This window comes from Streptomyces sp. NPDC045998 (assembly GCF_056430285.1).
Map to the genome: position 1 here is coordinate 151,052 of NZ_JBWKLJ010000001.1, position 13,063 is coordinate 164,114.

General features: G+C 72.1%; 11 protein-coding genes. 2 read left to right on the top strand and 9 right to left on the bottom strand.

Annotation, left to right across the window (positions count from 1 at the left end; genetic code table 11):
• Nucleotides 1–323: 323 nt before the first annotated feature.
• Both AC07FJ_RS00675 and AC07FJ_RS00680 read right to left on the bottom strand, forming a co-directional pair.
• Entirely contained in the window at nt 324–1,556 is a 1,233-nt protein-coding gene (locus AC07FJ_RS00675) for a beta-ketoacyl-[acyl-carrier-protein] synthase family protein (protein ID WP_479043818.1), read from the bottom strand.
• Nucleotides 1,553–1,936, bottom strand: a complete 384-nt coding sequence (locus tag AC07FJ_RS00680) for an acyl carrier protein (protein ID WP_479043821.1) — start codon at nt 1,934–1,936, stop codon at nt 1,553–1,555. The genes AC07FJ_RS00675 and AC07FJ_RS00680 overlap by 4 nt, the downstream gene beginning before the upstream one ends.
• A gap of 241 nt (nt 1,937–2,177) precedes the next feature.
• On the opposite strand from AC07FJ_RS00680, the gene asnB reads away from it, so the two are divergent.
• A complete protein-coding gene (gene asnB, locus AC07FJ_RS00685; RefSeq protein WP_479043823.1) occupies nt 2,178–4,031 on the top strand; it encodes an asparagine synthase (glutamine-hydrolyzing) in 1,854 nt (617 codons plus the stop codon).
• Here the strand turns inward: asnB and AC07FJ_RS00690 are convergent.
• Nucleotides 3,943–4,863, bottom strand: coding sequence for a sterol desaturase family protein (locus AC07FJ_RS00690; RefSeq protein ID WP_479043826.1), 921 nt, complete (start codon nt 4,861–4,863; stop codon nt 3,943–3,945). The genes asnB and AC07FJ_RS00690 overlap by 89 nt on opposite strands.
• A 124-nt stretch (nt 4,864–4,987) precedes the next feature.
• On the opposite strand from AC07FJ_RS00690, the gene AC07FJ_RS00695 reads away from it, so the two are divergent.
• Nucleotides 4,988–5,887 carry a GDSL-type esterase/lipase family protein gene (locus tag AC07FJ_RS00695; protein ID WP_479043829.1) on the top strand — a complete coding sequence of 300 codons (900 nt, stop codon included), beginning with the start codon at nt 4,988–4,990 and terminating at the stop codon, nt 5,885–5,887.
• A gap of 69 nt (nt 5,888–5,956) precedes the next feature.
• Here the strand turns inward: AC07FJ_RS00695 and AC07FJ_RS00700 are convergent, their stop codons facing one another.
• From AC07FJ_RS00700 to AC07FJ_RS00725, 6 genes are read right to left on the bottom strand one after another with little or no spacing between them, the layout of a single operon-like run.
• Nucleotides 5,957–6,973, bottom strand: coding sequence for an N-acetylglucosamine kinase (locus AC07FJ_RS00700; RefSeq protein ID WP_479043832.1), 1,017 nt, complete (start codon nt 6,971–6,973; stop codon nt 5,957–5,959).
• Nucleotides 6,964–8,235 carry a 6-phospho-beta-glucosidase gene (locus AC07FJ_RS00705; protein ID WP_479043834.1) on the bottom strand — a complete coding sequence of 424 codons (1,272 nt, stop codon included), beginning with the start codon at nt 8,233–8,235 and terminating at the stop codon, nt 6,964–6,966. The genes AC07FJ_RS00700 and AC07FJ_RS00705 overlap by 10 nt, the downstream gene beginning before the upstream one ends.
• Nucleotides 8,236–8,261: 26 nt before the next feature.
• Nucleotides 8,262–9,164 carry a carbohydrate ABC transporter permease gene (locus AC07FJ_RS00710; RefSeq protein ID WP_479043836.1) on the bottom strand — a complete coding sequence of 301 codons (903 nt, stop codon included), beginning with the start codon at nt 9,162–9,164 and terminating at the stop codon, nt 8,262–8,264.
• A 4-nt stretch (nt 9,165–9,168) separates the two neighbouring features.
• Entirely contained in the window at nt 9,169–10,116 is a 948-nt protein-coding gene (locus tag AC07FJ_RS00715; protein WP_479043838.1) for a carbohydrate ABC transporter permease, read from the bottom strand.
• Entirely contained in the window at nt 10,113–11,450 is a 1,338-nt protein-coding gene (locus tag AC07FJ_RS00720; RefSeq protein ID WP_479043840.1) for an ABC transporter substrate-binding protein, read from the bottom strand. The genes AC07FJ_RS00715 and AC07FJ_RS00720 overlap by 4 nt, the downstream gene beginning before the upstream one ends.
• Nucleotides 11,451–11,494: 44 nt before the next feature.
• Nucleotides 11,495–12,670 (bottom strand): ROK family transcriptional regulator, encoded by a 1,176-nt coding sequence (locus tag AC07FJ_RS00725; RefSeq protein ID WP_479045214.1) that lies wholly within the window; start codon nt 12,668–12,670, stop codon nt 11,495–11,497.
• Nucleotides 12,671–13,063: the final 393 nt, after the last annotated feature.

Sequence of the window (13,063 nt, forward strand, 5' to 3'; positions counted from 1 at the left end):
GCGGGCGCGGCCGATGGCGGCGGGCCCGCCGGTGGCGGCGGCACGCGCGGCCCGTTCGGCACATTCGGTGCGTATGTCACGTGACCTCCCCCTCGGTCGCTGCCCGCAGTATGGCCGTAGGGGCCGACATTCACACCAGGCTTGACTCGATCTTGTTCCTATCGTGCTGAACGGCGTGTGGAAACCCCGCGGCGGCCCCCCACTCGCACCGCCATTCGACCTCCTGTCCTTGAATACGCCGCTCCACCCCCATCGGTTCCCCGTCCGACCCGTACAGCCGTTTCCCGTTCGAGTGAATCGGCGGGCGCCGGTGGGACGTCGGTCTACGCGGCCGTGATCACCACGGCGGCGTTCTGGCCCCCGAACCCGAACGACGAGCTGACGACGGCCCGCAGGGCGGCGCTCCGGGGCGCTTTGGCGACGACGTCGAGGTCGATCTCGGGGTCGAGGGCGTTCAGGTTGGCGGTGGGCGGGATGGTCTGGTGTTGCAGGGTGAGGACGGCACCGGCCGCTTCGATGCCTCCCGCGCCGCCGATGGCGTGTCCGGTGACGCCCTTGAGGGAGGTCACGGGCGGGGGGCTGCGGAAGACATGGGTGAGGGCGCGGCTTTCGGCGATGTCGTTGCGCGGTGTGCCGGTGCCGTGGGCGTTGACGTGGTCGATGTCCGCCGGTTCCATGCCGGCGTCCGCCAGGGCGGCCCGCATCGCTTCGGCCGCGCCGCGGCCCTCGGGGTGCGGCGAGGTGAAGTGGTGGGCGTCGCAGGTGGCCCCGTACCCGCTGAGGTAGGCGCGGGGGCGCACGCCGCGGCCGCGGGCGTGCGCGGGGCGCTCCAGCACCAGGATGCCCGCCCCTTCGCCCAGCACGAAGCCGTCGCGGTCGGCGTCGAAGGGGCGCGACGCCGCTTCGGGGGCGTCCGTACGCCGGGAGAGCGCGCCCATGCGCGCGAAGCACACGGCGGGAACCGTCTGGCGCACGGACTCGCTGCCGCCGGTGATGACGATGTCGCAGGTGCCCGAGCGGATCAGGTCCCGGGCGATGCCCAGGGCGCTGGTACCGGAGGCGCAGGCGGTGCTGACGGTGAAGGCGGGGCCGTGCGCCTTCAGGTCCAACGCGACTTCCCCGGCGACCATGTTGGGCAGGCACCGGGGCAACAGCACGGGTGACACACTGTCGTACTGCCGTGCGGCGATCTTGGCGAACTCGGTCATGTAGTGCGTCATGCTGACGCAGCCGATGCCCAGGACGACACCGACCCGGGACGGTTCCCAGTCACCCGCTCCGAGCCCCGCGTCGGCGACGGCCTCGCGGGCGGCCACCAGCGCCATGGTGGCGAACGGGTCGAGGCGCCAGGTCAGTCGGCGGCCCAGAAGGGCCTCGGCGTCGTATCCGGGGACGCGGCAGGCGAAGTCGACCGGCAGGCCCGCGAGGTCGGGGTCCTTGGCGGCCGTGGGCGTCCCGGCGAGGAGCCCCGCCCAGGTGGCCTCGGTTCCGATGCCGGCGGGGGTGACGAGGCCGATGCCGGTGACCGCGACTTCTCGTACGGCCCCGCCGTTCATCGCACCATCTCGTCGGCCTCGGCCGGCGTGTGCGGCTGCGCGGGCATGTGCGGCTGGGCGGGGAGCGCCGGCCGGCCGTCGGGCCCGTCCTTCTCCCGGCGCAGGCGCTCCAGCAGCCGGGCCGCCTCGGCGACGGTCGAGTCGGCCGTCAGCTGCTCCGCCCTCAGCCCGGTGTTCTCCTCGACCACCAGGGCCATCTCCACCAGGGCGAGGGAGTCGAGGTCCAGGGAGTCGAAGGTGGTGTCGGGAGTGATGTCCTCGGGCGGGATGCCGAAGGTCGCCGTCAAGGCGCTGACGATCTGGTCGTACGTCCCGTTCTCGTGCGGTCCGTTCTTGTACGTGCTGTTCTCGTAGGTGCCGTTGTCGTGGGTGTCGGTCATCGCGACCCTCATTTCTGCGTGGCCTGAGCCGGGCCCGGCGGGCCCCCCGCCGCACCATTAATAGGGCGGTCGCCATCCGGCCACAGGCAACGCGTGGCCCGCTGCCGGGGCAATCACTGGATCGGCCCCTTCGCGCCGTGCGGTGGGGAACGCCTCCGCCGAAGTCCGCGACAACTCCGTTACGTTCGTGACGTTTCCTCCCCGTTCGGCTCCTCTCGGCTCTTCACCACCGGAGAACTACATGTGCGGAATCACCGGCTGGATCTCCTACGACCGTGACCAGAACCGCGCACCGGGAGCCTCGGACGTCATGGACGCGATGACGCGCACCATGTCCTGCCGCGGGCCGGACGACTGCGGGACGTGGGCGAAGGGGCCGGCCGCCCTCGGCCACCGCCGGCTCGCCGTCATCGACCTCCCCGGAGGACACCAGCCCATGACGGTGCGGGGCGCGGCCGACCGGACGGTCGCCCTCGTCCACTCCGGCGAGGTCTACAACTACCGCGAACTGCGGGACGAACTCGTGCGCCACGGCCACCGGTTCACGACGGAGTCCGACACCGAGGTGGTCGTGCGCGGCTACCTGGAGTGGGGCGAGGCGGTGGCCGGGCGGCTCAACGGCATGTACGCCTTCGCCCTGTGGGACGACCGCGAACAGCGCCTCGTCCTGGTCCGCGACCGCCTGGGGGTCAAGCCCCTGTACTACTACCCGACCGCCGACGGCGTGCTGTTCGGCTCCGAGCCCAAGGCGATCCTCGCCAACCCGCTCGCCCGGCGCTCCGTCTCCCTCGACGGGCTGCGCGAGGTGTTCGCGTTCATCAAGACACCCGGGCACGCCGTATGGGACGGCATGTACGAGGTGGAGCCGGGCACGCTCGTCACCGTCGACCGCGGCGGACTGCGCCACCGGCGGTACTGGGCTCTGGAGACCCGGCCCCACCCGGACGACCGGGAGGCGTCCGTGGCCACGGTCCGCTCGCTCCTGGAGGACATCGTCGACCGCCAGCTCGTGAGCGACGTACCCCTGTGCACGCTGCTGTCGGGCGGCCTCGACTCGTCGGTCATCACCGCGCTCGCGGCCCGGCGGATGGAGGCGGCCGGGAAGGAGGTGCGCAGCTTCGCCGTCGACTTCCTCGGCCAGGCCGACGCCTTCGTGGCCGACGACCTGCGGGCCACCCCCGACGCCCCGTACGTGCACGACGTGGCACGCCGGCCGGGCATCGCCCACCAGGACATCGTGCTGGACTCCCTCGCGCTGGCGGACCCCGCGGTACGCGCCGAGATCATCCGGGCCCGGGACATGCCGGTCAGCCTGGGCCAACTGGACGCCTCCCTGTACCTGCTGTTCAAGGCGGTCAGGGAGCGCTCCACGGTCGCCCTGTCCGGAGAGGCGGCCGACGAGGTGTTCGGCGGCTACAAGTGGTTCTTCACCCCCGAGACCCGCGACGCGGACACCTTCCCCTGGATCCTCCAGTTCGCCGAGAACTTCGGCGACGAGGGCAACAACCTGCGGGGCGAACTGGTGGAGGCGCTCGACATCGTCTCCTACATCCAGGACGGCTACCTGGCCGCGTGCAAGGAGGTGCAGCGCCTGGACGGCGAGGACGACACCGAGTTCCGGATGCGCCGGCTGTCCTACCTGCACGCCACGCGCTTCCTGCGGCTGCTCCTCGACCGCAAGGACCGCATGAGCATGGCCGTCGGACTCGAGGTGCGCGTGCCGTTCTGCGACCACCGCCTGGTCGAGTACGTCTACAACGCCCCCTGGTCCGTGAAGACGTTCGACGGACGCGAGAAGAGCCTGCTGCGCGAGGCGACCGCGGACCTGCTGCCGAAGAGCGTCTACGACCGGGCCAAGAGCCCCTACCCCCTCAGCCACGACCCGGCCTACGCCGCGGCGATCCAGGCACAGGCCGAGGACCTGCTGAGCACCCCTGCGCACAGCGTCTTCGACATCGTCGACCACGACTGGCTGCGGCGCATGGCGCACCGCGACCCCTCCCGGATCACGGAACCGGCCCGCTGGGGCATCGAGCGCTCCCTGGACCTGGCGGTGTGGCTGGAGACGTACGCGCCCGACATCGCGCTTCCGTGACGGCCCGCACCGGTCGTCCCGGCGGGCGGAAGGCCTGCGCCAGGCGCCCGCGCCAGGTGTCCTCGGCCCGTACGTCCCGCGCGAGCTCGACGTAGCCGTGGAAGGCGACCCGGAGCGGGTTGTACGTCCGCACGTCCTTCGTCAGGCCGTACACCGGGCGCTCCTCCTCGGCGACGAACGAGCCGAACAGCCGGTCCCAGGTGATGAGGATGCCCGCGTAATTGCAGTCGAGGTAGGCACGCTGGCTGGCGTGGTGCACCCGGTGGTGAGAAGGGGTGTTGAAGACCGCCTCCACGAAAGGCGGGAGTTTTCCCACCCGTTCCGTGTGGAGGAAGAACTGGTAGACCAGGTTTGCCGAGGCGCAGAACAGGACGGCCGCCGGATGCACCCCCAGCAATACCAGCGGCAGGTAGAAGAGCCACACCGCCGCATTCGTCCACGGCTGGCGCAGCGCACTGGTCAGGTTGAATTTCCTGCTGGAATGGTGCACCACATGGCACGCCCACAGGACGCGCACCCGATGATGCGCGCGGTGCGACCAGTAGTACAGGAAATCCTGGGCGATCAGCGCCAGCGGCCAGGCCCACCACGTCAGCGGCGCCCGCAGGGGCGTCACCGAGTACGCCGCCGCGTAGAGCGCCACGACCGGGATCTTCCACAGGGCGTCGGTCGCGAGGCTCACCAGGCCGAGCGTGACACTCGTCAGTGTGTCCCTGAACCCGTATCCCATCGCTTCGGCGCTCGGGCGCAGCCGATAACTCAGCAACTCCGCCACGGAGAACAGCGCGAAGGCCGGAGTGGACCACAGGACGATATCCGGCAGGTTGTGCATGCGTGCACCCTACGCAAGCCGATGGATATTCTCGGCAGCCGCTTGTCCGGCGCGGTTCGGGAATTACGCCGTTTCGCTGTGCCATGGTGGGTGGGCCGTCCGCTGCTTCCTTCAGGAGTAGCCCATGCCGAGAACCCTCCGACGTATCGTCGTCAAAGCCGGAACCCCGCTCCTCTTCAACGACTCGTTCCGCATCGACGCCATCACGGTCCCCCCTCACCCCGCCCGCTGCGGGCCCGAGACGGGCGACCCTCTGCAGCTGGCCGTGCTGGGGGACTCGCTGGCCCTGTCGGCGGGCGTCCACCACCCCGACCAGGCGCTCGCGACCCTCGCGGCCCGCGCCCTGGCCGACGCGGCCCACCGCCCCGTGGAACTGCGGATGCTCGCACGGATCGGCACCACGAGCCGCTGGCTCGAACGGCAGGTCACCACCGCCCTGCGCGGTACACCCGGACTGGCCACGATCGTGGTGGGCGGCAACGACGTCCTCAGCCCCACCCGCACCCGCACCGCGGCGCGCCTCCTGCGCGTCCAGGCCGAACGCCTGCGGGAAGCCGGCTGGCAGGTGCTCGTCGCCACCTGCCCCCACGTGGGCGACCAGCCGGCCCTGCGCGCCTGGGTACGCGAGACGTCACGCCGCCGCAGCCGCCGTCTCGCCAGGCAGCAGACCGTGGCCGCCTTGCAGGCGGGGGCGCGCACCGTATCGCTGTACGACCCGGAGGCGCACACCACCGAGGAGGGCATCACCTCGCCGGACCGCTTCCACCCGTCCGCGCGCGGATACGCGCTCCACCTGCCCAGGCTGCTCCCCGCCGTGCTCGCGTTCCTGGACGAGGCACACGGGACCCGCCCGGCGCCCCCGGCCGACGTCTCGCTCGACGAGGCCGCCGCCCTGGCCGTACAACACCCGGGGACGCACTGCGTGCCCCTGGGGCCCGGGCGTGCCGCCGTCCACCTGCCGCCCGGGTGCGCGGTACGGCTGCCCTCCTCGCGCAGCGCGGAGTACGCCGGCGACCCGCCGTAGCCCGGTCCCAGGCCGGGTTCCAGGCCCGGCTCGGGCTCAGTCCGGGCTCAGTCCGGGCTCAGTCCGGGCTCAGTTCGGCCGAGCCCCGGCCGCCGCACCGCCGTCCTCCCCGTACTCCGCCCGCAGCCGCGCCCGCGCCCGCGCCGGCGCGCCCACGTGGTCCAGCCCCAGCAGGCCGGCGCCCAGCACCGGCGGCGCGGTCACCACGCCCACCACCGCCCGCGGGGCCTTCGCCGCCAGCAGCTCGGCGATCCGCGGGTTGAGCCGCGGGTGCCGCGCCGCCAGCACGCCGCCGCCCAGCACCACCGGAACCTCCTCGTCCAGCAGGTCCAGCCGGGCCAGGGCGACGGAGGCCATCGCCACGACCTCCTCCGCCAGCCGCTCCACCAGCGCACGCGCCACCGGGTCGCCCGCCGCGCTCGTCGCGAACAGCACCGGCGCCAGCTCGTGCCGCCGCTCCGCCGGGATCCGGCCCCGGTGCAGCGCCTCGATCAGCGCGTACATCGAGTCGAGGCCGAAGTGCGCGGGCAGCGTACGCGCCAGCTCCGTCGGCTCGCCGCGCCCGTCCTCGGCGCGCGCGGCCCACCACAGCGCCTCCTCCGCGAGCCCGCTGCCGCCGCCCCAGTCGCCGGAGATCCGGCCGAGCGCGGGGAAGCGGGCCGTGCGCCCGTCCGGGGTCATGCCGACGCAGTTGATGCCCGCCCCGCACACCACCGCCACGCCCCGGGGCTCCTCCACCCCCGCCCGCAGGACGGCGAACGTGTCGTTGCGCACCTCGACGGAGCCGGCCCAGCCCCGGGCCCGTACCGCCTCCGCCAACTCGCGCTCCTCGACCGGCAGGTCGGCGTTGGCGAGAGCGGCGGACACATGGGCGGCGTACGGGGGGCCGTCCAGCCCGGCGGCCCGGGCCGCCGCGCCGACGGCGTCGGCCAGCACGTCCACCGCGGCCTCCACCCCCACGGCCGGCGGCTGGAAACCCCCGCCGCGCGCCGCGCCGAGCACCGCCCCGTCCGCACCGACCACGGCGACGTCCGTCTTGCTGTTGCCCGCGTCGATCGCCAGGACGGCACCGGTGTTCACGCCCACGCGAGGTGCTCCCGGTTGTGCGCGACCAGCCGGTCCGTCAGACCGTCGGCGAGCGCGTACTGCCCCACCAGCGGATGCGCCAGCAGCGCCTTGAACACCCGGTCCCGCCCGCCCCGCAGCGCGGCGTCCAGCGCCAGGTCCTCGTACGCCGAGACGCCCGCGACCAGCCCCGCGTACAGCGGATCGAGCTCCGGCACCGCCAGCGGCACCGCGCCCGAGCCGTCCACCGCCGCCTGCACCTCGATCACGGCGTCGTCCGGCAGGAACGGCAGCGTCCCCTTGTTGTACGTGTTGACGACCTGCACCGCCGGGCCGCCGGCGCCGGAGCCCAGCAGCGCCGCCGCCAGCCCCACCGCCGCCTCCGAGTAGAAGGCCCCGCCCCGCTTCGCCAGCAGCTCCGGCTTCTCGTCCAGCGCCGGGTCGCCGTACAGCGCCAGCAGCTCGCGCTCCATCGCCGCCACCTCGGCGGCCCGCGACGGCTTGGTCCCCAGCTCCCGTACGACCTCGTCGTGCGCGTAGAAGTAGCGCAGGTAGTAGGAGGGGACGACGCCGAGCCGGTCGAGGAGGGCGCGCGGCAGCCGCAGATCGGCGGCGATGGCGTCGCCGTGCCCGGCGAGCAGCCCGGGCAGGACGTCCTCGCCGTCCGGCCCGCCGAGCCGCACCGCCCGCTCCCAGGTGAGGTGGTTCAGCCCCACGTGGTCCAGGTGGATCGCGCCCGGCTCCACGCCCAGCAGCCGGGCGAACTTCCGCTGGAAGCCGATGGCCACGTTGCACAGGCCGACGGCCTTGTGGCCGGCCTGGAGCAGCGCCCTCGTCACGATCCCCACCGGGTTGGTGAAGTCGATGATCCAGGCGTCCGGGTTGGTCCGGCGTACGCGCTCGGCGATGTCCAGCACCACGGGCACCGTGCGCAGCGCCTTCGCCAGCCCGCCCGCGCCGGTCGTCTCCTGCCCGACGCAGCCGCACTCCAGCGGCCAGGTCTCGTCCCGCTCGCGGGCCGCCTGCCCGCCGACGCGCAGTTGCAGCAGGACGGCGTCGGCCCCGTCGACGCCCGCCTCCACGTCGGAGGTGGTCGTGATGCGACCGGGGTGCCCCTGCCTGGCGAAGATCCGCCGGGCCAGCCCGCCGACCAGCTCCAGGCGGTCGGCGGCCGGGTCGACGAGGACCAGCTCACCGATGGGGAGCGTGTCGCGGAGCCGCGCGAAGCCGTCGATCAGTTCGGGCGTGTAGGTGGACCCGCCGCCCACGACGGTCAACTTCATGGTCAATGCCTCAGCCCTTCGGTCCTTCAGCCCTTGACGCCGGTCAGTGTGACGCCCTCGACGAACGCCTTCTGCGCGAAGAAGAAGACGAGGATGACCGGGGCCATGACCAGGACCGTCGCGGCCATGGTCAGGTTCCAGTCGGTGTGGTGCGCGCCCTTGAACGACTCCAGGCCGTAACTCAGCGTCCACGCGGCCGGGTTCTCGGAGGCGTAGATCTGCGGCCCGAAGTAGTCGTTCCAGGCGTAGAAGAACTGGAACAGCGCGATCGCCGCGATACCCGGCTTCGCCATCGGCAACACCACCCGGACGAGTGTGCGCAGCTCGCCGCAGCCGTCGACCCTCGCCGCGTCCAGGTACTCGTCCGGGATGGTGAGCAGGAACTGCCGCAGCAGGAAGATGGAGAACGCGTCCCCGAACGCCATCGGGATGATCAGCGGCCACAGCGACCCCGACAGATCCATCTGCCGCGCCCAGAACAGGTACATCGGGATGATCACCACCTGCGGCGGCAGCATCATCATCGAGACCACCAGCATCAGGGCGAGCCGTCGGCCGCGGAAGCGGAACTTCGCGAGGGCGTAGGCCACGGGGATCGACGAGACGACCGTCAGCAGCGTACCGAGCCCCGCGTACAGGAGGGTGTTGCGCCACCAGGTCAGGAAGCCGGGCGTCTCCCACACCCTGCCGTAGTTGCCCCACTCCCAGGTGTCGGGCGTGAGGTCGCGGGTGAGGGCCTGCTCGTCGCTCATCAGCGAGGTGAGGAAGAGGAAGACGAACGGCAGCACGAAGAAGAGCGCGGCCGCGACGCCCAGCGCGTGCACGCCGATCCAGTGCAGCACCGCCCTGCGGCGGGCCGTCCGCCCGGCGGCGGCCGACGCCCCGGCCCGTACCGCCGGCGTCCTCTCCACGGTCTGTACGTGGCTCATGCGGTCAGTCACCCGCCTGTACGAGGCCGAGGCCGCCGCGGCGCCGCATCAGCAGCGCGGTGAAGGCCATGGCGAGGGCGAAGAGCACCAGGGCGACGACACACGCGGACCCGTAGTCGAAGCGCTGGAAGCCCAGGTTGTAGACGAGCTGGGGGAGGGTCAGCGTGGACTTCTCCGGGTAGCCCGGCTCGAAGGTCTGGCCGCTGTTGCCGATGATGCCGGAGGCGACCTTTCCGGCCACCAGGGGCTGTGTGTAGTACTGCATGGTCTGGATGACGCCGGTGACCACGGCGAACAGCACGATCGGCGAGATGTTCGGCAGCGTCACGTACCGGAAGCGCTGGAAGGCCGACGCCCCGTCCAGCTCGGCCGCCTCGTACTGCTCCTTCGGGACGTCGAGCAGTGCCGCCATGAAGATCACCATCAGGTCGCCGACGCCCCACACCGCCAGCATCGTCAGCGCGGGCTTGGACCACGCCGGGTCGCCGAACCAGGCGGGGGCCGGCAGCCCGAGGTCGGCGAGGAGCGCGTTCACCGGGCCCGTGCCGGGGTTGAGGAGGAAGACGAAGCCGAGCGTGGCGGCGACCGGCGGCGCCAGGTAGGGGAGGTAGAACAGCGTCCTGAAGAAGCCGGCCCCGGTCTTGATCTTCGTGATGAGCAGGCCCACACCGAGGCCGAAGACCACCCGGCAGGTGACCATGACGAGCACCAGCCACAGCGTGTTGCGCATGGCCGGCCAGAAGGCCGGATAGCCGGAGAGGACGTACGTCCAGTTCTCCAGGCCGTTGAAGACGGGCGGCTGGAAGCCGTCGTACTTCATGAAGGAGAAGTACACGGTGGAGACGAGCGGGTACGCGAAGAAGAGGCCGAAGCCGACCAACCAGGGGGAGAGGAAGGCGAGGGTGCGGAGCGCACCGCGCGTGCGCCTGGCCCGCAGGGCGTGCGTGGTCACTTCGCCTTCTCGATGTCCGTGTCGATCTGCCGCGCCACCCGTTCCAGACCGGCCTTGAGGTCCTTCTCCCGCCCGGACTCGTAGCGGTAGCCGAACTCCTGCAGCGTCACCTGGTACGCGCCGCCGTTGACGGAGGCCGGGGTGGTGTTGGACTTCGGGTGCCGGGCGATGTCCAGGAAGGTCGTGAAGCGCGGGTCCAGCTTGAGCTTCGGAGAGGCGAGCGCGTCGTGCGTGGAGGGCACGTTGCGCAGCTCGTTGGCGAAGTCGACGACGGAGTCCGTGTCCGTGGTCAGGTACTTCACCAGCTCCCAGGCGGCGTTCTGCCGGGCGCTGGTGGACGCGATGCCGACGATCGTGCCGGACAGGTAGCCCTTGCCGTAGTCGGCCACCTGGTCGTCCGGTACGGGCAGCGGCGCGACACCCACCTCGAAGGGCACCTTGGCGTCGGCGGTCATGCCGAGCCGCCACTCCCCGTCGAGCTGCATGGCGACCTGACCGGTGTGGAAGGGGTGCTTGGCGCCCCACTCGTCACCGAAGGTGCTGCGGTACTTCTCCAGCTTCGCGAAGCCGCCGAGCTTGTCGATCAGGTTCTTCTGCCAGGTGAACATGGCGGCGAAGGCCGGGTCCTCGGCGACGGCGGACCTGCCGTCGGCGTCGAAGTAGGTGGGGCTCCACTGGGCGACCAGGTGCCCGGGGGTCGTCTCGTAGCCGTGGAAGACCGGCATGAAGCCGAGCTGTTCGTACGAGTCCCCCTTCGGCTTCGTCAGCTTCCGCGCGACGGTGTCGAACTCGCTCCACGTCTTCGGCGGCGCCGTGATGCCCGCCTCCGCGAAGGCGTCCTTGTTGTAGTACAGCCCGTAGGCGTCTCCGAGCAGCGGCAGCGCGCAGCGCTTGCCCTCGAAGGTGGTGTAGTCGAGGCGCGGCTTGGCGAAGGTCTTCTCCAGGTCGAGCTTCGCCTTGTCGATGAAGGGCTTCAGGTCGGCGAAGGCACCGGAGGAGCAGAACTTCCCCACGTTGTCGGTGGTGAAGGACGACACCACGTCCGGGGCGTTGGAGCCGCCGGCACGCAGCGCCTGCTGGATCTTGTCGTCCGTGATGTTGGGGACGGCCTTCACCGTGATGTTGGGGTGGTCCCTCTCGAACCGCTCGACGGCGGCGTTGACCGCCTTCACCTCGCCGGGCGCGGACCAGCCGTGCCAGAAGGTCAGCGTCGTCCTGGCCTTCGGGTCGTCGGTGGCGCCCGAGGGCGCGGCGCCGGTGCAGGCGGTGGCGGTGAGGGCCGCGGCGGCGGTGAGCGCGAGGGCGGCGGCCGCGGTACGACGTCGTGCGGGCATGACGGAGTCTCCCTGGACGGGTCGGGGTCTGGTGGGTGCCGGTCTCAGTGGGCGGAGGTGTCGAAGACGTCGTCCCGGGTGGCGGCGAGCGCGCTCTCCAGCGCCCCGCGCAGGACGGGATGCCGCTGTACGCCGCCGATCACGAGGCGCGGCCGGGAGGCGGCCAGCTCGCCGAGCTCCGCCTGGACGCGCTCGCGCAGCGGTTCCCCGCCGGCGGTGATCACCCGCCCCGAGAGCACCACCAGCTCGGGGTCGAGGACCGCGACCAGCGAGGCCAGCCCGGTCGCGAGCCCGGTCGCGTAGGCGTCGAGGAACCTGCGGTACGGGGCCGGCGCGTCGTCCCGGGCCGCGCGCTCGACGAGCCGGGCGGCGACGTCCGCGTACTCGCCGCGGTCCCCGCCGGGCGCGTCCTCGATGCCGCACTCCCGCGCGAGCCGGGGCAGCGCCTGGGCGCCGGCCAGCTCCTGGAAGCCGCCGGCGTTCGCCCGGGCGACCTGCCGCACCAGGGGCGCGCCGGGGACGGGCAGGAAGCCGACCTCGCCGGCGCCCCCGGTGAACCCGCGGTGCAGCCGCCCGCCCAGCACGAGCGCGGCGCCCAGGCCCTGTTCGTTCCACAGCAGGACGAAGTCGGCGTGCCCGCGGGCGGCCCCGAGGCGCTGCTCGGCGAGGGCGACGAGGTTGACGTCGTTCTCGTACTCGACCGGCATCGGCAGCGCGGCGGCCAGCTCGTCCAGCAGCGTGGGGGAGTGCCAGCCGGGCAGATGGCTCGCGTACCGGAGCCGTCCCGTGCCGGGGTCGAAGGCGCCGGGCGTGCCGATCACCAGCCGGTGCACCTCGCTCCGCGTGATCCCGGCGGCCTTCACGGCGCCGTCCAGCGCGTCGGTCACCTGCCGTACCGCGTCCCCGGCAGGGCGCTTGGGCGTGGCGAGCTCGAACGCGCCGACCACCTCCCCGGTGACGTCGGCGACGGCGGCGCGGATGCGGTCGGGGCTCACGTCGAGCCCGGCGGCGTACGCGGCCCGCGCGTTGACGGCGTACAACTGCGCGTTGGGCCCCGGCCGCCCCCCACTCGTCCCGGTCGCCACCACCAGCCCGGCCGCCTCCAGCCGCGCGAGCAACTGCGAGGCGGTGGGCTTCGACAGCCCGGTGAGCTTCCCGATCCGGGTGCGCGACAGGGGCCCGTGCTCCAGCAGCAGGTCGAGCGCGGCCCGGTCGTTCATGGCACGCAGGAGGCGGGGGGTACCGGGGACGCCGGTGCCGGGGGTGGTTCCGGGGGTGGTTCCGGACACGAGGGGGATCACCTGCCGATGACTGTTAGGAAAGTTTCCTGTCTGCGTGGCGCAGAACGTAGGGCGCAGGTCAGGGGGGTGTCAATACCTCTCGGCCGAGGCGTGTGTCGGCGTCGACGCTTCGTCAGGACGTTGAGTTGTAGGCCTTTCTGAGGGTGTGGGCCGATGTGTGGAGGGCCAGGTTCTTGTACCTGGCAGTAGTTCCCTCCGCACGTCATTGACCCCGTGCGACGGCGCTCCGTAGCGTCCCCACGGTCTTCAACAAAGTGTGTGTTTCGTGAGAGGTCCGAGGAGACCTCAGGGAGTGGGGGATTCCCATGCCTC